Here is a 20,912-nt window from a genome sequence, read left to right as displayed (position 1 = left end):
GTCTTGTTTGTGAAAGCGAGCGAAACAAAAAAGCCCGGCGCAGGCCGGGCTTTTGGATTTTGATGTGAAGGCAGGTCTTAGGCGCTGCGACGGCGGCGGCCGCGGCGCTCACGTGCCGGTGCCTCGGCGTCATCACCGGTGCCATCGGTTGCGGACGAAAAGCCGCCAAGCACTTCGGTCACCTGCTCCAGCGACGGGCGGGCACCGCGTGGGCGGGTTTCCAGCGCCTTGCGCATCGCGCTCAGGTGCTCTGGCATGGTGCCACAGCAGCCGCCAATGATGGTTGCGCCACAGTCGCGAGCCATCACGGCATATTCTGCCATCAGTTCTGGTGTGCCGTCATAGTGGATGTGGCCGTCGTGGTATTTAGGGATGCCCGCGTTGCCCTTGGCGATGATCGGGGTTTCGGTGCCTTGTGCGGAGAACCCCAGCACGGTGCGCAGAAGGTCTGCTGCGCCGACGCCGCAGTTTGCCCCAAAGCCGATGGGCGCATTTGGCAGGCCATTGACCATCTGGACCATATCCGCGGAGGTCATACCCATCATGGTGCGGCCAGCGGTGTCAAAGCTCATGGTGCCACACCAAGGCATATCCGCCAGCGCGAAGGCTTCGGCTGCGGCCTTATACTCTTCAGGGGCCGAAATGGTTTCCAGCCAGAGCACATCTGCGCCGCCTTCTTTCAGGCCTTCGGCCTGCTCGTGAAACATCTCCACCGCGTCTGCGTGGCTGAGGGAGCCGACAGGTTCCATGATGTCGCCGGTCGGGCCGACGGAACCGGCCACGATCACCGGGCGGTTGGCGGCATCTGCAACCTCGCGGCCAATCTCTGCGGCGAGACGGTTCAGCTCGCGCACACGGCCTTGGGCGTCGTGCAGTTTCAGGCGGGAGGCGTTGCCGCCAAAGGAGTTGGTCAGAAAGATGTCCGAGCCATTGTCCACCGCGAGGCTGTAGAGCTTCTTGATGTTCTGCGGGTGGGTCGCGTTCCAGAGTTCTGGCGCGTCCCCGGAGCTGAGGCCCATGTTGAACAGGTTGGTGCCGGTGGCGCCGTCGGCCATCAGCCAGTCGCGTTTCTCGAGAAGTCTGGACAGGGCGTTTGTCATCTGTGCCTCCTATCGGCGCGTCGAACACGCGCGCGTGTTGTGTTCAGCGCATGTGCCATGGCACTGACATGAGCACAACTTCATTTGCTGCAAGAAAATTATGAGGCGCGTTGCATAACCGGCTGCGAGATCGGCGCAAGTGGTTGATTTGCAGGCATACAGGCAATCGGCGTGGCCGGAGCGCTGCGCAGGTTGACCGCGCGGATCATGTCCAGCGTGGCCACACAAAGCTGCATCGGGCCGGGGGCTGCCATGAAGAGCGGCTGCCAGCGCGGGGCAAAACAGGCCTTGAACTGACGCAGACCTGCGCCGCCGCCATGTTTGAAATGTTTGGTGCGCAGGAATCGCTCAAGCCGTGTGCGGCCGGTTGCCAGCGCCGGAGCGGCGGCGAGAGAGAGGCTGTCGACATTCAGCTCGGCGGCGACTTCAATGGCGGTCTGCACAAGCAGGTGCATGGTGCCGTCCGGCGCGTCAGGCAGCACGCGCATGAGATCCAGACACCATTCATGGGCGGTGGCGTGGAAGCTGACGAATCCCACAAGGCGGGCCTCCTGATAAGCGAGGAAGACCTTTTGGTGGCCCACATAGAGGTCATCAAAGCGGCCCATGGTCAGGCCGCGCGGCACGCCGTTGCGCGCTTCCCACGCGGCAGAGACGCGGGCCATATCAGCCAGCGGCAGCCGGGTGCGGGAGGCAGAGACGGTGACGCCGGCTTTCTCGGCCTGACGCAGCTTGCGGCGCAACTGGCGGTAGGTGGAGCCGTCGGTGCTGTGATCTGCGGGGCGCAGGATGGCCTCATCAGAGACATGCATCACAGCCCAGCCAGCGGCGCGGGCGCGCACGGCCTGGCGGGCGGAGATTTTGTATTTGCAGGCGATGCGGTTTTGCGCGCGGGCGGCCTGGCGCAGGGGGCGGGCCAATGTGTTGGCATCGCCTTCGATGGGGTCAAACAGCGCCACAAGGGTCTGGCCGGTGCGTACGGTGCCGTAGCGGCCCGCATCACAAGACAGGAGCGCGCCGCCGTTTTGACGGATCACACCCAGCTCGGCGCGGCTGATCGGGGACAGGGGCGCGTCCTCCAGCGGCTGGAAGGCGCGCATGTGGCGTGGGGCGCGGGCAGGGCGCGGACGCAGCAGATGGCGCATGAAGACCAGACCGGCGATCATCGCAGGCAGCGCGTAGTAAATCGCGCGAAACGCCAGAACAGCGCCGAGCAGGGCGGGCTCCGGCTGATGTGGCAGGAGGGCCAGCAAGGTGAGCTCAAAGGGGCCAACGCCGCCGGGGGTGCCGGAGAAAATCGCCGCGCCCAGAGCAATCAGGAAGACCGGCATGAGGGTTGCAAAGCCGATGGTGATCTCAGGCGGCAGCAGGACATAGAGGGCCAGACCGGCAAACACTGTGTCCAGCAGGCAGAGGCACAGCAGGCTGAACATGGCCGAAACCGTGGGCAGGCTGAACATGCGGCCCTGACGGGCCAGCACCGGAAACACAAAGGCCACAACCGCAAGCCCCAGCGCCACGGTCAGGATGCAATAGGGCATCAGGGCCGGGATATGCGGGGTCGGCAGGGTCAGCGCGGCGAGCGCGATGGTCACAGCAAGCGCTGCCATAAAGGTGACGGTGACAAAGGCCGTGATGCGCGCGGAATCTTTCAGCGACAGATCCGGGGTCATGCGCCAGCGCACAAAGGCACCCACAACTGCACCAGCGCCAAGGGTTTGGCCCAAACCAATCGCAGTGGCGCCAATGGCCATGGTCTCGGTTGAGGCGCGCTGCATCTGGAAGTGACGCTGTGCAATCACATCATAGCGCGCCACGGCGAGAAAACTGACGATGGTGGCGGCAATCGCGAGCGCCCATTGCAGCGCGGACACGCCCATGACCGCCGCCCAGAGCGCGGAAAGGTCCAAACCATTGAGTTGTCTTGCTAGAATCAAGCAACAGGCTGCGCCGAGTGCAAAAGGCCAGATGTGCCGCAGCACTTTCCCAACAGCTGAAAAACGCATCATCGTAAAGTTTCCCGCCCCAAAATTTTAAATCCACCTACCCAGCGCTACAGGAAAGAGGGTTTCTGCGGGCTTAACGTCTTCAATTGGACATAAAAAAACGCGCAGGTTGTCCTGCGCGCCTTGCGTGCTCTGATACGGTGTATCAGGCTTCGTTCATCAACTCTTCTTGCGCTTTGGCAAGGCATTCGCGGCGTTTGGCGCGGATCGCGGCTTCATCAACGATGCCTTCCAGATCAGCGGCGACTTTGCGGATCACGTCGTCATGACCGGCTTCTTCGAAGTCTGCACGGATCACAGTGAGCGCATAGGCTTCGGCGTCTTCGCCAAATTTGTCCTGCAGATCAGCTGCCCAGAGCCCCAAGAGCTTGTTGGCGCGGGCCTCTGCCTTGAATTTGATTTCTTCATCGTGTGCGAATTTGGCCTCAAAGGCGGCTTCACGATCATCAAATGTGGTCATGGATGACTTTCCCTATAAGTCTCAACTGATGCACAGATTATATGCGCATCGCGTGAGATAAGCGCAAGAGCACTTGGCACGCTTGCGACAATCCACCCCTTCCAGTATGAGGGCGGCTGAATCCGGGACTCATTCTCGGAAAAAGAGGGTCTAGCGATGGCACGCGGCAAAAAAATCTATGAAGGCAAAGCAAAAATCCTGTTTGAAGGGCCTGAGCCGGGCACGATTGTGCAATACTTCAAAGACGATGCCACCGCGTTCAACGCTGAAAAGAAAGACGTGATTGACGGCAAAGGCGTGCTGAACAACCGCCTGAGCGAGTATTTCATGACTGGTCTGGGCCAGATTGGCGTGCCAACCCACTTTATGAAGCGCCTGAATATGCGTGAGCAGTTGGTGCGCAACTGTGAGATCATCCCGCTGGAAGTGATCGTGCGCAATTTTGCCGCAGGCTCCATGAGCAAGCGTCTGGGCATCGAGGAAGGCACGCAGCTGCCGCGCCCGATTGTGGAATATTGCTTCAAGGACGACAGCCTTGGCGATCCGCTGGTGAGCGAAGAGCACATCGCGGCCTTTGGCTGGGCCAGCCAGCAGGACATGGACGACATTCTGGGCCTTGCACTGCGGGTGAATGACTACCTCAGCGGTGTGATGTATGGCGTCGGCATCCGTCTGGTGGATTTCAAGATCGAGATTGGCCGCGTTTATGAAGGGGAATTCCAGCGCCTTGTGGTGGCTGATGAGATCAGCCCGGACAGCTGCCGTCTGTGGGACATCGAGACCGGGCGTAAGCTCGACAAAGACGTGTTCCGTCGCGATCTGGGCAATCTGACCGATGCCTATGCGGAAGTTGCACGCCGTCTGGGTGTGATGCCCAAGGGCACCGGACCGCAAAAGCCGACTTTGGTGAACTGAGATCCCAAGCTGAGGCGCCTGCGTCCGGTAGCGGGCGCCGGGCATGAGAAATTTCGGCAGGATGAAACGGGAAAGGCCCGTGATGATCTGCCCCACAGGAGAGACCGCTAATGAAAGCCCGCGTATACGTCATGTTGAAAAACGGTGTTCTGGACCCGCAAGGCGAGGCCGTGCGCCACGCGCTTGGCAGCCTTGGGTTTGATGGCGTGGATGGTGTGCGTCAGGGCAAGGTGATCGAGCTGGATCTGGCGGAAGGCACCACCGAGGCCACCGTGAACGAGATGTGCGAAAAGCTGCTCGCCAACACGGTGATCGAAAGCTATCGGGTGGAGATGGGCTGATGAAAGCGGCGGTCATTGTTTTTCCGGGCTCCAACTGTGACCGCGATCTCGCGGTGGCGTTTGAGCAGGCCGGTGCCGATGTCACCATGGTGTGGCACAAGGACACCGCGTTGCCAGAGGGCATCGACATCGTGGGTGTGCCGGGCGGCTTTAGCTTTGGTGACTATCTGCGCTGTGGCGCGATTGCGGCCAACTCTCCGATTTGCCAATCCCTCATCCAGCATGCTGAGCGTGGCGGCTATGCGCTTGGGGTGTGCAACGGCTTTCAGATCCTGACCGAAACCGGCCTGCTGCCGGGGGCGCTGCGTCGCAATGCGGGGCTGAAATACATCTGCCGTACGGTTGGTCTGAACGTGGCCTCCGCGGACACGGCCTTCACATCCGGCTACAGCAAAGGCGACGTGGTGAACGTGCCGATTGCCCATCACGATGGCAATTATTTTGTGACAGATGAAAAGCTTGCGGAACTTCGGGACGAAGACCGCATTGCCTTCACCTACACCGACAACCCGAATGGCTCGGTTGCGGATATTGCAGGTGTGGTCAGCAAGAATCGGCGCGTGCTTGGCATGATGCCGCACCCGGAGCGGGCGGCGGATATCGGCCATGGCGGCACCGACGGGGTGGCAATGTTCCGCGCGTTGGCGGATCAGTTCATGCTTGCCTGACTTGAGGCTAAGAGTTGAGCAGCGTAATGTTGAGCAATGACGCTGCCGACTTCTCGATCATATGACATGGTGCCTGCCACCCCCAGCGGGTGGCGCGCGCGTTTTGCTCTGATCATTATTGTTGTGGTTGCGGCGGCCACGATCTGGATCACCAACAGCTTCCTGACAGACCGGTTTACGGAAAACACGCGCAACCGTGCAGAGCTGCGTCTGGCACTCTATTCCGGCAACCTGCTGAGCGAGCTGCGCCGCAATGCGATTGTGCCGCAGCTTTTGGCAAAAGACCCTGAGCTGATTGGCGCTTTGGAATCACAGGACTTTTCCAGCTCGACCGCCCGCCTGATCAGCTTTGTTGACGAGATCGGCGCGGCCTCGCTTTTGCTTCTGGATGAAAGCGGACGCACCGTGGCGGCCACAGATCGCACGCGGCTTGGCACGCTCTATCGTGATCAGCAGTTTTTCATCAACGCGCTGCGCTCCAATGCAACCCTGTTCACAACTGCACGGGAAGAGACCGGGGCTTATCGTTTCATCTATTCGCGCCGGCTGGAAAGCCAAGGGGAGACCCTTGGTGTGATTGCCGTAGAGGTTGATCTGCACAAGTTTGAGCGGGCCTGGGCCGGTATTTCCGATGCAGTGCTGGTGACTGACAGCGAAGGCGTGATCATCCTTGCCAGCGAGCCGCGCTGGCGTGGGGCGACCGAGGAAGAAGCGCTGGCACGTCAGCCCGCGCTTGGGGCGATTGAACGCGCCATCAAAGTGACCTCTGATTGGACGCAAGTGCCGGCGGATGCCTATCTGCAGGGGGAAGCGGTGATGCGCATGGGCGCGCGTATTCCGTTCCGGGGCTGGCAGATGGCGAGTTTCACCACCTATGCCAGCGTGCGGGAAAAAGTGAATGCGGTTCTGGCGCTGGAGATCATGGGCTTTGCGATTCTGCTGGCTGTGGCGTTTTATGTGCTTGGGCGCAAGAGCGCCTCCCGCATGGTGTTTTTCCAACGTGAGAGCGTGGAGCTGCGCCGATTGAACCAGCGTTTGCAGCGCGAGATCGCCGAGCGTGAGCGGATGCAGTTGAGCCTTGAAGTTGCGGAGCAAAGCCTTGCGCAGAGCTCCAAACTGGCTGCGCTTGGCGAGATGTCAGCGGCGGTGAGCCATGAGCTGAACCAGCCGCTGGCGGCGATGAAAACGTATCTGGCGGGCGCGCGTCTTTTGGTACAGCGCAATCGCCCGGAAGAGGCGCTGACCTCGTTTCAGCGGATTGATGATCTGATTTCCCGGATGGGGTCGATCACCAAGCAGCTGAAATCCTATGCCCGCAAAGGCGGGGACGAGCTGCATGCGGTCGATATGGGGGATGCGGTGGCCTCCGCCCTGTCGATGATGGAGCCGCAGCTGCGCCAGCGTCAGGTGCAGATCAGCAAGATTGTGCCCTCAGAAACCGTGAAGGTGATGGGCGATCGGGTGCGGATCGAGCAGGTGATGATCAACCTCTTGCGCAATGCGCTGGATGCGACGGAGTCTGTCTCTGATCCTGAAATCGAGGTGCTTTTGGCGGTTGGGGAGACAGCGACGCTGACGGTGCGGGACAACGGGCCGGGGATTGAAGACCTCGACAGCCTGTTTGAGCCGTTCTTCACCACCAAGCAACCGGGAGACGGTGTTGGGCTTGGTTTGGCGATCTCTTCTGGCATCGTGAATGACCTTGGTGGGCGGCTCACCGCGCGCAATGGCGAGACACGGGGGGCTGTATTTGAAGTACAACTCCCTATCTTAAATGAAGATATAGAAGCAGCGGAGTGAACGCGTGGCTCAAGGAATGAAAATCGCAATCGTGGATGATGAACAGGACATGCGCCAGTCCATCAGCCAATGGTTGGCTCTGTCCGGCTATGACACGGAGACCTATGGCAGTGCAGAAGATGCGCTGAAGTCTCTGGGGGCGGATTACCCCGGGATTGTGATCAGCGACATCAAGATGCCCGGCATGGACGGGATGCAGTTCCTTAAGAAGCTGATGGGCACGGACAGTGCGCTGCCGGTGATTATGATCACCGGGCATGGGGACGTGCCGATGGCTGTGGAAGCCATGCGGGTGGGGGCGTTTGATTTCCTTGAGAAGCCTTTTAATCCCGACCGTATGACCCAACTGGCCAAGAAGGCCACCAATGCGCGCCGTCTGACGTTGGATGCCCGTGCGCTGCGTCGTGAGCTGAGCGATGGCGAGCAGATCATGGGCAAGCTGATTGGCGCAAGCCCGGTGATGACCCGTCTGAAAGAGGATATTCTCGATCTGGGGCTGGCCGATGGACATGTGCTGATTGACGGGGAAACCGGCACCGGCAAAACGCTGGTGGCGCATGCGCTGCACGCAGTGGGCAGCCGCGGCGGGCGCAAATTTGTGCTGGTGAGCTGTGGCGCCTTTGAGGAAGAGGCGCTGGCCAAACGTCTGTTTGGGCCGATGAACCCGGAAGACAGCCAGTTGCCGGCCGTCGAGGAAGCGCGCGGCGGCACGCTGGTGCTGGAAGATATCGAAAGCCTGAGTGACAGCCTGCAGGCGAAATTGCTCAATGTTATCAATGAGCAGGGCACGCCAGCTGAGACGCGGATCATTGCGATCTGCAATATGCAGGAGCAGGACCGCACCTGCGAAGATGCGCTGCGTCCGGATCTGTTTTACCGTCTCGCCGCCTTGCGGATCACTGTGCCGCCCTTGCGCCAGCGCGGCGAAGACATCCTGTCGCTGTTCACGCGCCTGTCGGAGCAGTTCAGCGAGGAATACGGCTGTGATGCGCCCAAGGTCAGTGCGCAGGAGGCGGCGCAGCTGCTTCAGGCCCCATGGCCGGGCAACGTGCGCCAACTGATCAATCTGGCGGAACGTGCGGTGCTGCAGAGCCGCCGTGGTGGCGGCACCATCGCGTCGCTTCTGATGAACGATCACGAGGAGATGCAGCCGGTGGTGACCACCGAAGGCAAGCCGCTGAAGGAATATGTCGAAGCCTTTGAACGCATGCTGATTGACAACACCATGCGTCGCCATCGCGGCTCGATTGCAGGTGTCATGGAAGAGCTGTGCCTGCCGCGCCGGACGTTGAACGAGAAGATGGCCAAATATGGCTTGCAGCGGGCGGATTATCTCTAGGGATTATTGCACGCCGTTAGGATTTTTGAACGCCACATGACCGAAGAGGGATTGTGGCGTTTTCATTTCTTTGCAATGGGTTGCGCAGCGCAACTTCACGTATTTCCTGCTTCAAATGGTGATTTCAAATGACCGAGATTCTGTCACGCCCTGCCGCGTTCTTTTTTGATATGGACGGTCTGCTTCTGGACACAGAGCGCATGTTTATGCAGGCGTTTGTGACTTTGACCTCGGAAATCGGCATTGCGGAGGAGTGCGCAGAGGCGTTTTTTGCCACGCTGGTTGGCTCCTCCAGTGCGCACACCACGGCGAGGCTGGTGGAGTTCTTGCCTGAGGGGATCGATTTTGCGGCCTTTGATCAGGCTTGGCGCGGTTTGCACCGGGAAAACGCGCGCGCCGGGCTGCCTGTGAAAGCACATGCGCGCGAGATCCTGACGGCCATACGCGCCACGCAAATTCCTGTGGCTGTGGTGACATCAACCCATGCGGAAACGGCGCATCATCATCTGGATCAGGCGGGGTTGCTGCCGTTTTTTGAGACCGTCTGTGCCGGGGATGAGGTGGCTGCAAACAAGCCCGACCCTGCGCCTTATCTGGAAGCGGCGCGGCGGCTTGGTGTGACTGCCTCAGATTGCGTGGCCTTTGAGGACAGCGATATGGGGACAACGGCGGCGGTGCGGGCGGGGTGTTACACCTTTCAGGTGCCTGATTTACGACCCGCTGACCAACCCCTGCCAAATCTTGGACAGGTGATTGTGCCAAACCTCGGAGATGCGGCGCGACGTATCTCTGTGTTGCAGCACGCCTTTGCATGAGCATTGAGTCGGCATGCAGTGGCTTGTGGATAACTCGGGTGCCGAAGGTTCGATTTGCGCGGCTCAAGGGGTTAATAAAGGCTTAAGCCTGCGTGTTCGGGCGCCGGGAAAATATACCGAATTTCAAGGAATTTAGAGCAAAGCGCCGAGATATCCACAGCGTGGCGCGATTGGCCATTGTAATCTGGTCGGGCTTGGTCTTATGTAGTTTGACGGCAGGTGAATTTTTCATCGCCGCATGAGTTTCGCTGTTTGGCGCGTTTCAAACGGTCCGCAAAGCCCAAGAGGCACGGGATCGGCGCATCAGACAGACCGATTGGATCTGGAGACAGATCAATAGAGATGCCCGCACCGCTGTTGCGGAGGGCTTAGAACAGGCGCAGACGCGGCAATCATTGCCCGCTGTGTCGGAGAAGAAACGCGATGAAGCGCGCGATTGATTTGAGAGACCGAGTGGGGGCCGCAAGCGGCACCATCGGCGGCGCGCATCCCCTCGCTCTGACAAGACACCCCCTGCAACGTTACTGGCCTGATCCTCCGGGAGGGTCACGGCGCTTGTGTGGGTGCACACGGAAAACATGGCTAAGAAAATGCTCATCGATGCCACCCACGCGGAGGAAACCCGCGTCGTGGTGGTTGACGGAAACAAGGTTGAGGAGTTCGACTTTGAATCCGAAAACAAGCGGCAGCTCGCCGGCAACATCTATCTTGCAAAAGTAACACGGGTTGAGCCGTCGCTTCAGGCGGCTTTTGTGGACTATGGCGGAAACCGTCATGGCTTCCTCGCGTTCTCGGAAATCCATCCTGACTACTACCAGATCCCTGTGGCGGACCGTGAGGCGCTGCTGGAAGAAGAGCGCGCCTATGCTGAGGCGATGAAGGCGCGCGATGAGGATGAGGAGAAGCCGAAGTCCCGTTCGCGTTCGCGCAGCCGCTCCCGCCGCAAGAAGGGCGAGGATCAGGTTTCCGGAGAAGCGCAGACCACAGAGACCACCGAGGCCGCTGTTGAGACAGATGCGCCTGTAGAGGCCGCTGCAGAAGCCCCCATGGCGGAGATTTCCGGCATGGAAACCATCGATCTGGTGGAAGATGCTGGCGATGATCCTGAAGAGGGTCTGTCTCCTATGGAGCTGGTGGAAGACACACCGGTTGAGGAACCAACAGAGGCGTCTGATGCGGCAGAGGATGCGGGTGCAGATGCGCCTGCGGAAGAAGCTGAAGCAAGTGATGCGGCTGAAGACGCACCTGCAGAAGACGCTGAGGCGGCTGCTGAGGACGCGGCTGAAGAAGAGGTTTCTGAGGTCGTAGCCGAAGAGACTGATGAAGCGTCCGAGAGCGCAGAAGCGGATGAGTCTGGCAAAGACAGCGGTGGCAAGACCATGGCTGCCAACACCGAAGGCGAAGACGCCGTTGTTTCCAAAGATCCTGAAACAGGTGAGGAAACTGAGACAGAAGCCAGCACTGGTGAAGACGCGGCTGAAGAAGCCCCTGCTGCTGACGCAGAGGTAGAAGATGCGGCTGTTGAGACCGTTGAAGCGGACGCTGTGGAGGCGGAGGCGACTGAGGCCGAAGCGGCCGAGGCTGAGATCGTTGATGCGGATGCCGCTGAAGAGGTTGCTGCGGAAGACACCCCAGCAGAAGAAAGCACCGAAGAGGCTCCGGCTGAAGAGGCCGCTGAGGAAACCGTTGCGGCTGACGCGCCGGAGGCGGCTGCAGAAGAGGCATCTGACGCGGAAGCTGCTGATGAAGCTTCGGACGAGTCTGAGGCAGAGGGCGATGACTCTTCTGATGAGGATGACGACGAGGACAGCGAAGACAACGGCAAGAAAAACGGCCGTCGTCGCTCCCGCCGTCGCGGCAAGCGCTCTGATGCGGCCGAAAAAGACGAGAACATCGAATCTGTCGCGGATGACGATGACAGCGATGACATTCGCCCTCCACGTAAGCCACGTCCACGTCGCTACAAGATCCAGGAAGTGATCAAAGTGCGCCAGATCATGCTGGTGCAGGTGGTGAAAGAAGAGCGCGGCAACAAAGGCGCGGCGCTGACGACCTATCTGTCGCTGGCGGGCCGGTATTGCGTGCTGATGCCAAACACCGCGCGTGGTGGTGGCATTTCGCGTAAGATCACGAACGCCGCAGACCGCAAGAAGCTGAAAGAGATCGCGAGCGAGATCGACGTGCCACAGGGCGCGGGCCTGATCGTGCGCACGGCAGGTGCGAAACGCACCAAGAGCGAGATCAAGCGCGACTATGAATATCTGCAGCGCCTGTGGGAGCAGATCCGCGAGCTGACGCTGAAATCCATTGCGCCTGCGAAAATCTATGAAGAAGGCGACCTGATCAAACGTTCGATCCGTGACCTGTATTCGCGTGAGATCGACGAGGTTCTGGTGGAAGGCGAGCGCGGCTATCGCATCGCCAAGGACTTCATGAAAATGATCATGCCGTCCCACGCCAAGAACGTGAAACAGTATCAGGACGCGCTGCCGCTGTTTGCGCGCTATCAGGTGGAAAGCTACCTGTCGGGGATGTTCAACCCGACCGTGCAGCTGAAATCTGGCGGTTACATTGTGATTGGCGTCACGGAAGCGCTTGTGGCGATTGACGTGAACTCTGGCCGGGCGACGAAAGAAGGCTCGATTGAAGAGACCGCGCTGAAGACCAACCTTGAGGCCGCTGAAGAAGTGGCACGTCAGCTGCGTTTGCGCGATCTGGCCGGTCTGATCGTGATCGACTTCATCGACATGGATGAGCGCAAGAACAACACAGCGGTTGAGAAGCGTCTGAAAGACAAGCTGAAAACCGACCGTGCGCGCATTCAGGTGGGCCGTATCTCTGGCTTCGGCCTTTTGGAGATGTCCCGTCAGCGTCTGCGTCCGGGCATGATCGAGGCCACCACACAGCCGTGTCCGCATTGTCATGGTACCGGTCTGATCCGCTCGGATGACAACCTTGCGCTGTCGATCCTGCGTCAGCTGGAAGAAGAGGGCACCCGTGGCCGCTCTCGCGAAGTGCTGGTGAAAGCGCCGGTGGCGATTGCCAACTATCTGATGAACCAGAAGCGTGAGCATATTGCGCAGATCGAAGCGCGCTATGGCCTGTCCGTGCGTGTGGAAGGGGATCCTGCGCTGGTGTCTCCGGACTTCACCATCGAGAAGTTCAAGACTGCGACCCGTGTGGTTCCTGAGCCAAGCGCGCCGGTTGTGTCTGCTGATATGTCGATCATGGACGCGATTGACGAAGCTGAGGTTGAAGAGGCCGAAGAGGTCACCGCCGCCGCTGAGGAGGCCGCGCCAGAGGATGGTGAGGCGAAACCGAAGAAGCGCCGTCGTCGTCGTCGCCGTCGTCGTGGCGGGTCTGACAACGCGGGTGGTGACGCGAACGGCAATGACAACGCGTCGGACGAAAACGCAGAGGCTTCCGACAACGCGGATGCTGAGGCGAAAACCGACGAAGCGCCTGCAGAGGACGCAGAGGCGGAAGAGAAGCCCAAGAAGCGCTCCCGCAACCGCCGCAGCCGCTCCCGTGGCAAGAAGGCAGATGCAGAGACCAATGTTGAGGCCGAAGCGCCAACTGAGGAGGCATCCGCTGAGGACGCTGCGCCGGTAGAAGCTGAGGCAGATGCTGAAGCGGAAGCACCTGCTGAGGCCGTGGTCGAGGCCGACGCGGCAGAGGTGGAAGCGCCAGAAGCTGAGGCTGTTGAGGCCGTCGAAGAGGCGCCAGCACCTGCTGAAGAGCCCGCTGAGGACGCTGCCCCTGTGGTTGAAGAGACGGCGGAACCGGTTGCCGAAACAGTTGTGGAAGAGGTGGCAGAAGAGCCTGCACCGGAGGCCACACCTGAGCCTGAGCCAGCGGTGGCGGAGGTGGCTCCAGAGCCTGCCGCACCGCCTAAGCCAAAGCGGCGTGGCTGGTGGTCACGAGGCTGATAAATGAGAGACGCCGGGGTTTGCCCCGGCGTTTTCTTTTTGGATTGCGCTTTGACTTCATGTGAGCTTTGATCGCCAACGTGCTGAATTGACGTGTGAAACCTCTTTTTTAGGCTTCGATATTTCAAGCTTGAAAAAAATTCGTCTGCTTATTGACGGAAAGGGGGCTGAGCGCTCAAGGTTTGGTAACAGGATAAAAAGCGATAGGGAGCGAAGCGATGTTTTTAAGGACGGCGGTTTTGGCCGCGTCGACGGCCCTTTTGGGCGCCATGGCGCAGGCAGATGTGAAGGTTGGGATGATCACCACTTTGTCCGGTGGCGGTGCCGGGCTTGGTATTGATGTGCGCGACGGATTTATGCTGGCGGTCAAGCAGGCCGGGCGGGATGATCTGGAGGTTGTCATCGAGGATGACCAGCGCAAGCCGGATGTGGCGGTGCAGCTGGCCGACAAGATGATCCAGTCGGAAAAGGTCGATGTGCTGACCGGGATTATCTGGTCCAACCTCGCCATGGCCGTGGTGCCAGCCGCAACGGCGCAGGGCAAATTCTACCTCTCGCCAAACGCGGGCCCATCCCCATTGGCGGGCAAGGGCTGTCATCCGAACTACTTCAATGTGGCTTGGCAGAATGACAACCTGCATGAGGCAGCCGGGGCCTATGCCAATGATGCGGGCCTGAAAAACAGCTTCATCCTTGCGCCGAACTATCCGGCGGGCAAAGACGCGCTCACGGGCTACAAACGCATGTTTGGCGGGGAGCTGGCAAGTGAGCTCTACACCAAGCTGGGCCAGACGGATTATGCGGCAGAGATTGCGCAGATCCGGGCGAGCGGCGCGGACAGCGTGTATTTCTTCCTGCCCGGCGGCATGGGGATTTCCTTCCTGAAGCAATATGCCGCGAGCGGCGTGGATCTGCCGCTGGTCGGTCCGGCCTTCAGCTTTGATCAGGGCATTCTGCAAGCGGTGGGTGACGCGGCATTGGGTGTGAAAAACACCAGCCAGTGGAACAAGGACATCGACAATGCGGCCAACGCGGCCTTTGTGGAGACCTTCCAGGCGGAATATGGCCGTCTGCCATCGCTTTATGCAAGCCAGGGCTTTGACACGGCAAACCTGCTGATCTCGGCCATGGGCAAAGCGGATGTGGCGGATGCGGATGCCTTCCGGGCGGCGCTGAAAGCGGCGGAGTTCGACTCCGTGCGCGGGGATTTTGCCTTTGGCGACAACCACCATCCGATCCAGGACATTTATGTGCGCGAAGTGATCAAAGAGGGGGATGTGTTCACCAATAAGATCATCGCGACCGGCCTGTCCGATCATGCCGATGCCTATGCGGCCGAGTGTAAGATGTAAGAGACCTTGGGGAAGGCTCGCGGGCCTTCCCCAATGATGTTCCAAGCGCAGGCAATGGATGCGCTTTGGTGGGTAACTTTCTGATAGGTATGACTTTATGCCATGGGCAGAGCTGCGCTTAGGACCGGCGCGGGGTGGGGCAATGACAACTCTTCTATTCATAGAACAGCTGCTGAACGGGCTTCAGTTTGGCGTGATGCTGTTTCTGATGAGCGCCGGTTTGACGCTGGTTTTTGGCGTCATGGGGCTGATCAATCTGGCGCATGGCTCGCTTTATATGATCGGGGCTTTTGCGGCGGCAGCGGTGGCGGCGGCGACAGGATCGTTTCTGCTCGCGCTCATGGCTTCGCTGGCGGCGGCCGCACTGGCGGGGGCGCTGATCGAGCTGACGATTATCCGGCGGCTTTATGATCGGGACCATCTGGATCAGGTTTTGGCGACCTTTGCGCTGATCCTGATTTTCTCGGAAGGCACGCGCTGGCTATTTGGCTCGTTCCCGCTGTTTCTGGATGTGCCTGCGGCGCTTTCAGGGCCGGTCACCTTGCCCGGTGGCATTCAGTATCCGGCCTACCGTTTGACCATCATTCTGGTGGGACTGGCCGTGGCGGTGGGCATGTTTGCCCTGATCAACCGCACGCGGGTGGGCATTCGCATTCGCGCAGGTGAGGCGGATCGGGAGATGATCGCCGCACTTGGGGTGGATATTGCCAAGCTTTACACCTTTGTTTTTGCTCTTGGTGCGGCTTTGGCGGGCTTTGCCGGCGCGCTTGTGGGCGCGATCCAGTCGGTGCAGGTGGGCATGGGCGAGCCTGTGCTGATCCTGGCCTTTGTGGTGATCGTGATTGGCGGCATCGGCTCGATCAAAGGGGCCTTTGTGGGCGCTTTGCTGGTGGGGTTGACCGACACATTGGGGCGCTTTTTGCTGCCGCAGATATTTGCCCTGATCTTGGAGCCCTCGGCGGCGGTGTCTGTTGGTTCAGCTTTGGCCTCGATGCTGATTTACATCCTGATGGCCGGTGTTTTGATCTTCCGCCCGCGCGGACTTTACGGGGTGGCATGAGATGACGCGAGAGACCTGGACAAACCTCGCTGCTTTGGCCGTTTTGGCGGGTGTGCCGCTGTGGGCTTATGTGGCGGATGAGCCGTTTATCATCACGCTGGCGACACGCGCGGCGATCTTTGCGCTGGCAGGTGTGGGGTTGAACCTTGCGCTCGGGCTTGGCGGGCTGGTGAGCCTTGGCCATGCGGCGTTTTTTGGGATCGGCGGCTACGCCATGGGCATATTGGCAAGCCATGCGCAGGCCTATGCGCCGTTGGCGGAATGGCCCTTCCTGATTGAGGGCACAAAATCCATGCCGGTGATCTGGCTGGTGGCGGTGGTTGCAAGCGCGCTTGCGGCGCTGGCCATCGGGGCGCTGAGCCTGCGCACCTCCGGCGTGTATTTCATCATGATCACCTTGGCCTTTGGGCAGATGATCTATTACTTCGCGATCAGCTGGCCTGCCTATGGCGGCGAGGACGGGCTGTCGATCTATGTGCGTAACGGGTTTCCGGGGCTGAATACGCTGGATCCGATCCAGTTCTTTGGTCTGTGTTTCGCGGTGCTGTGTGCGGTGCTGGTGCTGATGTGGCTTGTGCAGAATTCAGCCTTCGGGCTGGCGTTGAGCGCGGCGCGGCAGAATGAGACGCGGGTGCTGTCAGTGGGCATGGTGCCTTACCGTCTGCGGCTGGTGGCTTTTGTGATTTCCGGGGCGATCACCGGATTGGCGGGGGCGCTGTTTGCCGACCTGAACCGCTTTGTCAGCCCGACGATGCTGAGCTGGCAGATGTCTGGTGAGATCATGATTTTCATCATCATTGGCGGGGTGGGTCGTCTGTTTGGCCCGGTGATCGGCGCGATGGTGTTTATCTTGCTGGAGCATACCTTAGGCGGGCTGTCAGAGTTCTGGCATGTCTATCTGGGAGCGCTTCTGCTTGGCATCGTGCTCTTTGCCAAAGGCGGCGTGATTGGCGCGATTGCGGGTCGGGAGAAAGCACATGACTGATGTGGTGCTGCGCACGGAGCGGCTTTTCAAAAGTTTCGGAGCCTTGAAGGCCACAAATGATGTGTCGCTGGATTTGCGCAAAGGCGAGATTCACGCGCTGATCGGCCCGAACGGCGCGGGGAAATCCACGTTGATCCAGCAGATCACGGGGCATTTGGCCTCTGACAGCGGTGCGGTCGCGCTGGAAGGGACAGCTCTGAACGGGCTTGGTCCAGCGCAGAGGGCGCAGCTCGGGCTGGGGCGGACGTTTCAGATCAGCGCGTTGGCGATGGAGCACACGGTTTTGCAAAATGTGGTGCTTGGCGCGCTGGGGCAGCGTGGCACCGTGATGCGGTTTTTCGCGCCCGTGATGAAAGACGAATCCCTGCTGGCAGCGGCCCATGAGGCGCTGGCGCAGGTCGGCTTGTCTGACTTTGCCAGCACGCGCACGGCGGACCTGAGCCACGGGCAGCGGCGGCAGTTGGAGGTGGCTGTTGCGCTGACGCTGAAACCAAAGGTGTTTTTGATGGATGAGCCAATGGCGGGGCTGGGGCTGGAAGGGGCGCAGCAGATGATTGCGCTGCTGACCGAGTTGCGAAAGGCCGCGCCGATCCTGCTGATTGAGCATGATATGGATGCAGTTTTTGCGCTTGCAGATCGGATCAGCGTGTTGGTTTACGGGGAGATTATTGCCACAGGCACGCCGGAAGAGATCAAGGTGAACCCGGAAATCCGGCGCGCCTATCTGGGGGATGAGGTGCCAGCATGAACCTTTTGACTGTGCAGAATATCGCGGCCTTTTACGGGCCAAGTCAGGCGCTGTTTGATGTGTCACTTGATGTGGGTGAAGGCGAGGTGATTGCGCTGATGGGGCGCAATGGCATGGGCAAAAGCACCACGGTGAAAGTGATCTGCCGGATGCTGGCGCATTCCGCCGGGCAGGTTAGTTTCGCGGATCAGGACATCGGCGCCTTGCCGTCACATAAGGCGGCGCGGCTCGGCATCAGCTTGGTGCCGGAGGGGCGGCGCTGTTTTGCAAATTTGTCGGTGCATGAGAACCTGATCGCCGCTGCGCGCAAGGGTGCTTGGGATTTTGCCGCGGTCTGCGCGCTGTTTCCGCGACTGGAAGAACGGCGCGATCAGCTCGCCGCGTCTCTGTCTGGCGGCGAACAGCAGATGCTGGCCATCGGGCGCGCTTTGATGACTAACCCCAAGCTGCTCATTCTGGATGAGGCCACCGAAGGGCTTGCGCCGGTGATCCGACAGGAAATCTGGGCGGCGATTGCCAAGCTCAAGGCGGAAACCGGCATGGCGATCATTGCGATCGACAAGTCGCTGCGTGAGCTGGGGCAGGTGGCAGACCGCGCGGTGATCCTTGAAAAAGGGCGCACGGTCTGGAGTGGTGGGTTCTCAGATTTGGGACCAGAAGAGACGGACCGCTATTTGGGCGTCTAAAATTTCGTCCAACAAATTTGCAACGCCTGAAATGAGCCCCATAGACCAGCCCCCTCCCTGGGGGAGGGTCGGGGGCTGGTCGGCTTCGCCTCTCAAGGGAGGGTCGAGACCGGCTGAGTCAGATTTTGAGGCTCCGCCTAGGGTTTCGCTTTTGGAAGCTTGGGCGCGGATTTGTCCAGCGCGAGTTCCGCATCTGAGAAGGTCCAGGGGCCGCGCACACCTTTGACGCCATCGGCCTCAATCACCATGCCGCGCGCTTGGATCTGGGGATCATTGAGCGTATCGGCCACCGCGTTGATCGGGCCTGCGGGCACGGTGGCGGCCTCAAGTGCCGCGAGCAGATCGGCAGCGGACCATTTGGATGTTTCGGTCTCGATTTCAGCGGTGAGCGCGTCACGGTTCGCGACCCGCAGCTGGTTGGTGGCATAGGCGGGATTGTCGCCAAGATCGCCACGGCTGAGCACACCACAGAGGCGCTGAAACTGCCCGTCATTGCCCACGGCGATGATGATGTGGCCGTCTGATGTGGGCACCACCTGATAAGGTGCGATATTGGGGTGGGCGTTGCCCTTGCGCGTGGGGCTTTCGCCGGTGGCAAGGTAATTCATGGCCTGATTGGCCAGCAGCGCGGTGGCACAATCCAGAAGGGACATGTCGATGTGCTGGCCGCGTCCGGTGGTGTGGCGCTGCTCCACGGCGGCGAGAATGCCGATGGTGCCGTAAAGCCCGGTGACCACATCTGTGACCGCAACGCCGACCTTTTGCGGCTGGCGCTCCGGCTCTCCGGTGATCGACATCAGGCCGGACATGCCTTGGATCATGAAATCATAGCCGGCGCGGGCAGCATAGGGGCCGGTTTGGCCAAAGCCTGTGATGGAGCAATAGATCAGGCGCGGATTGATTTTGGCGAGGCTGTCGTAGTCCAACCTGTATTTCTGCAGACCGCCGACTTTGAAATTCTCGATCAGAATGTCGGCGTCTTTGATCAGCTCCAGCACCTGCGCGCGGCCTTCCTCGGTGCGGAAATCGGCAACGACGGAGGTTTTGCCCCGGTTGGCGGCATAGAAATAAGCAGCGGTTTTGTCACCGTCCCGTTCGATGAAGGGCCGGCCCCAGGTGCGGGTGTCATCCCCCTGAGGGGCCTCGACTTTAATCACCTCAGCGCCAAGATCGGCAAGGGATTGCCCGATCCAGGGACCAGCGAGAATACGGGCAAGTTCAACAACTTTGAGACCGTGTAGTGGGGTCATGGGGAGCCTTTATCGTTCGGGGCCATTCCGTGATAGTCTGCGAAATATCACCGCAGCGCAAATGGTGTCGCGACCTTACAATGCGCAAAAAGACTGGCAAGGGAAGGCGCGGCTAATTTCGCGACGTCGCGGCCTTTATGCGCCATCGCCTTGACCTTGGGACAGTGCGGCGCATTGTGGGCCGCAACATAGGCACTCATGGACGTCCACTGAAGGGCGCGAGGAAGGAGATCACATGGCCAAAGATCTGGCACCGCAGTCCAAACCGGAACTGGGATCATTCAACTGGGAAGATCCGTTTCTGATCGAGAATCAGCTTCTGGAAGATGAGCGCATGGTACGTGATGCTGCGCGGGCGTATTGCGAAGAGAAGCTGGCGCCACGTGTCACCACGGCTTTTGAGAATGAAGAAACCGATCCGGCGATTTTTGCAGAGATGGGCGCGATGGGCCTTTTGGGCACCACCATTCCAGAAGAATACGGCGGGATCGGCTCCAGCTATGTGACCTACGGTCTGGTGGCGCGTGAGGTTGAGCGCGTGGACAGCGGCTACCGGTCGATGATGTCGGTGCAAAGCTCGCTGGTGATGTATCCGATCTATGCCTACGGCAGTGAAGAGCAGCGCCAGAAGTATCTGCCGAAGCTGGCGTCTGGCGAATGGATCGGGTGTTTTGGCCTGACCGAGCCGGATGCGGGCTCTGACCCTGCGGGCATGAAAACCACCGCGAAGAAAACTGACGGTGGTTACGTGCTGCACGGCTCCAAGATGTGGATCTCCAACGCGCCAATCGCAGATGTGTTTGTGGTCTGGGCCAAATCTGAGGCGCATGGTGGTAAGATCCGCGGATTTGTGCTGGATAAGGGCACCAAGGGCCTGAGCGCGCCAAAAATCATGCATAAGGCCAGCCTGCGGGCCTCGATCACCGGTGAGATTGTTCTGGACAATGTTGAGGTCTCCGAGGACGCCTTGCTGCCGAATGTGGAAGGTCTTAAAGGGCCGTTTGGCTGTCTCAATCGCGCGCGGTACGGCATTGCCTGGGGCGCGATGGGCGCGGCAGAGTATTGCTGGCATGCGGCACGCCAATATGGTCTGGACCGCAAGCAGTTCAACAAACCACTCGCACAGACTCAGCTCTTCCAATTGAAGCTCGCAAATATGCAGACTGAGATTTCGCTGGGCTTGCAGGCGGCGCTGCGCGTTGGGCGTCTGATGGATGAGGCGGAGGCCGCACCGGAAATGATCTCTATGATCAAGCGCAACAACTGTGGCAAGGCGCTGGATATTGCGCGGATGTCGCGGGATATGCACGGTGGCAACGGCATCAGCCTTGAGTTTGGCGTGATCCGTCACATGGTGAACCTTGAGACCGTGAACACCTATGAAGGCACGCATGATGTGCATGCGCTGATCCTTGGTCGGGCGCAGACAGGGTTGCAGGCATTTTTCTGATTTTAATC

At 59.9% G+C, this 20,912-nt stretch carries 17 protein-coding genes; 13 read left to right on the top strand and 4 right to left on the bottom strand.

All coding sequences use genetic code 11. The features are described 5' to 3' along the window. Window positions 1-77: 77 nt before the first annotated feature. The 3 genes from bmt to J7412_RS12325 all read right to left on the bottom strand — a co-directional run bounded on the left by bmt (window position 78) and on the right by J7412_RS12325 (window position 3,566). A complete protein-coding gene (gene bmt / locus J7412_RS12335; protein ID WP_209078917.1) occupies window positions 78-1,100 on the bottom strand; it encodes a betaine--homocysteine S-methyltransferase in 1,023 nt (340 codons plus the stop codon). Window positions 1,101-1,198: 98 nt separating this feature from the next. Further along, window positions 1,199-3,010, bottom strand: coding sequence for a phosphatidylglycerol lysyltransferase domain-containing protein (locus J7412_RS12330; RefSeq protein ID WP_209078916.1), 1,812 nt, complete (start codon window positions 3,008-3,010; stop codon window positions 1,199-1,201). 241 nt (window positions 3,011-3,251) lie between these two features. Then, window positions 3,252-3,566 carry a DUF1476 domain-containing protein gene (locus J7412_RS12325; protein ID WP_209078915.1) on the bottom strand — a complete coding sequence of 105 codons (315 nt, stop codon included), beginning with the start codon at window positions 3,564-3,566 and terminating at the stop codon, window positions 3,252-3,254. A 156-nt stretch (window positions 3,567-3,722) separates the two neighbouring features. Here J7412_RS12325 and purC point away from each other — a divergent pair, with 156 nt between their 5' ends. From purC to J7412_RS12265, 12 genes are all read left to right on the top strand, one after another. Further along, window positions 3,723-4,481 (top strand): phosphoribosylaminoimidazolesuccinocarboxamide synthase, encoded by a 759-nt coding sequence (purC, locus tag J7412_RS12320; RefSeq protein WP_209078914.1) that lies wholly within the window; start codon window positions 3,723-3,725, stop codon window positions 4,479-4,481. Window positions 4,482-4,591: 110 nt separating this feature from the next. After that, window positions 4,592-4,822 carry a phosphoribosylformylglycinamidine synthase subunit PurS gene (gene purS, locus J7412_RS12315; RefSeq protein WP_209062546.1) on the top strand — a complete coding sequence of 77 codons (231 nt, stop codon included), beginning with the start codon at window positions 4,592-4,594 and terminating at the stop codon, window positions 4,820-4,822. Further along, window positions 4,822-5,490 (top strand): phosphoribosylformylglycinamidine synthase subunit PurQ, encoded by a 669-nt coding sequence (gene purQ / locus J7412_RS12310; protein ID WP_209078913.1) that lies wholly within the window; start codon window positions 4,822-4,824, stop codon window positions 5,488-5,490. The genes purS and purQ overlap by 1 nt, the downstream gene beginning before the upstream one ends. 36 nt (window positions 5,491-5,526) lie before the next feature. Next, a complete protein-coding gene (locus J7412_RS12305) occupies window positions 5,527-7,290 on the top strand; it encodes an ATP-binding protein (protein ID WP_247743911.1) in 1,764 nt (587 codons plus the stop codon). A 4-nt stretch (window positions 7,291-7,294) separates the two neighbouring features. Beyond that, window positions 7,295-8,629 carry a sigma-54 dependent transcriptional regulator gene (locus J7412_RS12300; protein ID WP_209062552.1) on the top strand — a complete coding sequence of 445 codons (1,335 nt, stop codon included), beginning with the start codon at window positions 7,295-7,297 and terminating at the stop codon, window positions 8,627-8,629. A gap of 128 nt (window positions 8,630-8,757) precedes the next feature. Next, window positions 8,758-9,444 (top strand): HAD family phosphatase, encoded by a 687-nt coding sequence (locus tag J7412_RS12295; protein ID WP_247743910.1) that lies wholly within the window; start codon window positions 8,758-8,760, stop codon window positions 9,442-9,444. Between the two features lie 578 nt (window positions 9,445-10,022). Next, the gene (locus tag J7412_RS12290; RefSeq protein WP_247743909.1) at window positions 10,023-13,373 is read left to right on the top strand and encodes a ribonuclease E/G; all 3,351 of its coding nucleotides are present in this window, start codon (window positions 10,023-10,025) and stop codon (window positions 13,371-13,373) included. Window positions 13,374-13,591: 218 nt separating this feature from the next. After that, window positions 13,592-14,725, top strand: coding sequence for an ABC transporter substrate-binding protein (locus tag J7412_RS12285; protein WP_209078912.1), 1,134 nt, complete (start codon window positions 13,592-13,594; stop codon window positions 14,723-14,725). 142 nt (window positions 14,726-14,867) lie between these two features. Next, entirely contained in the window at window positions 14,868-15,785 is a 918-nt protein-coding gene (locus tag J7412_RS12280; protein WP_209078911.1) for a branched-chain amino acid ABC transporter permease, read from the top strand. 1 nt (window position 15,786) lies between these two features. Further along, window positions 15,787-16,770, top strand: a complete 984-nt coding sequence (locus tag J7412_RS12275) for a branched-chain amino acid ABC transporter permease (RefSeq protein WP_209062560.1) — start codon at window positions 15,787-15,789, stop codon at window positions 16,768-16,770. Beyond that, on the top strand, window positions 16,763-17,518 hold the full coding sequence (locus J7412_RS12270) for an ABC transporter ATP-binding protein (protein ID WP_209078910.1): 756 nt from the start codon (window positions 16,763-16,765) through the stop codon (window positions 17,516-17,518). Before J7412_RS12275 ends, J7412_RS12270 begins: the two co-directional genes overlap by 8 nt. Continuing rightward, on the top strand, window positions 17,515-18,204 hold the full coding sequence (locus tag J7412_RS12265; protein ID WP_209078909.1) for an ABC transporter ATP-binding protein: 690 nt from the start codon (window positions 17,515-17,517) through the stop codon (window positions 18,202-18,204). The genes J7412_RS12270 and J7412_RS12265 overlap by 4 nt, the downstream gene beginning before the upstream one ends. 137 nt (window positions 18,205-18,341) lie before the next feature. Here the strand turns inward: J7412_RS12265 and J7412_RS12260 are convergent, their stop codons facing one another. After that, window positions 18,342-19,454 (bottom strand): CaiB/BaiF CoA-transferase family protein, encoded by a 1,113-nt coding sequence (locus J7412_RS12260; protein ID WP_209078908.1) that lies wholly within the window; start codon window positions 19,452-19,454, stop codon window positions 18,342-18,344. Window positions 19,455-19,689: 235 nt separating this feature from the next. Between J7412_RS12260 and J7412_RS12255 the strand changes: the two genes are divergently transcribed. Continuing rightward, the gene (locus J7412_RS12255; RefSeq protein WP_209078907.1) at window positions 19,690-20,904 is read left to right on the top strand and encodes an acyl-CoA dehydrogenase; all 1,215 of its coding nucleotides are present in this window, start codon (window positions 19,690-19,692) and stop codon (window positions 20,902-20,904) included. Window positions 20,905-20,912 lie beyond the last annotated feature (8 nt).

Source organism: Shimia sp. R9_3 (assembly GCF_017743755.1).
Classification (GTDB): Bacteria; Pseudomonadota; Alphaproteobacteria; order Rhodobacterales; family Rhodobacteraceae; genus Shimia.
Note: the sequence above shows the minus strand (reverse complement) of the source record. Positions and strands in the feature narration are given on the sequence as shown.

Coding starts and splice junctions, on each gene's coding strand:
- purC (WP_209078914.1), top strand. CDS start 3,723: ATGGCACGCGGCAAAAAAATCTATGAAGGCAAAGCAAAAATCCTGTTT.
- J7412_RS12280 (WP_209078911.1), top strand. CDS start 14,868: ATGACAACTCTTCTATTCATAGAACAGCTGCTGAACGGGCTTCAGTTT.
- J7412_RS12295 (WP_247743910.1), top strand. CDS start 8,758: ATGACCGAGATTCTGTCACGCCCTGCCGCGTTCTTTTTTGATATGGAC.
- J7412_RS12285 (WP_209078912.1), top strand. CDS start 13,592: ATGTTTTTAAGGACGGCGGTTTTGGCCGCGTCGACGGCCCTTTTGGGC.
- bmt (WP_209078917.1), bottom strand. CDS start 1,100: ATGACAAACGCCCTGTCCAGACTTCTCGAGAAACGCGACTGGCTGATG.
- J7412_RS12290 (WP_247743909.1), top strand. CDS start 10,023: ATGGCTAAGAAAATGCTCATCGATGCCACCCACGCGGAGGAAACCCGC.
- purS (WP_209062546.1), top strand. CDS start 4,592: ATGAAAGCCCGCGTATACGTCATGTTGAAAAACGGTGTTCTGGACCCG.
- J7412_RS12265 (WP_209078909.1), top strand. CDS start 17,515: ATGAACCTTTTGACTGTGCAGAATATCGCGGCCTTTTACGGGCCAAGT.
- J7412_RS12270 (WP_209078910.1), top strand. CDS start 16,763: ATGACTGATGTGGTGCTGCGCACGGAGCGGCTTTTCAAAAGTTTCGGA.
- J7412_RS12275 (WP_209062560.1), top strand. CDS start 15,787: ATGACGCGAGAGACCTGGACAAACCTCGCTGCTTTGGCCGTTTTGGCG.
- J7412_RS12325 (WP_209078915.1), bottom strand. CDS start 3,566: ATGACCACATTTGATGATCGTGAAGCCGCCTTTGAGGCCAAATTCGCA.
- purQ (WP_209078913.1), top strand. CDS start 4,822: ATGAAAGCGGCGGTCATTGTTTTTCCGGGCTCCAACTGTGACCGCGAT.
- J7412_RS12260 (WP_209078908.1), bottom strand. CDS start 19,454: ATGACCCCACTACACGGTCTCAAAGTTGTTGAACTTGCCCGTATTCTC.
- J7412_RS12255 (WP_209078907.1), top strand. CDS start 19,690: ATGGCCAAAGATCTGGCACCGCAGTCCAAACCGGAACTGGGATCATTC.
- J7412_RS12305 (WP_247743911.1), top strand. CDS start 5,527: ATGACGCTGCCGACTTCTCGATCATATGACATGGTGCCTGCCACCCCC.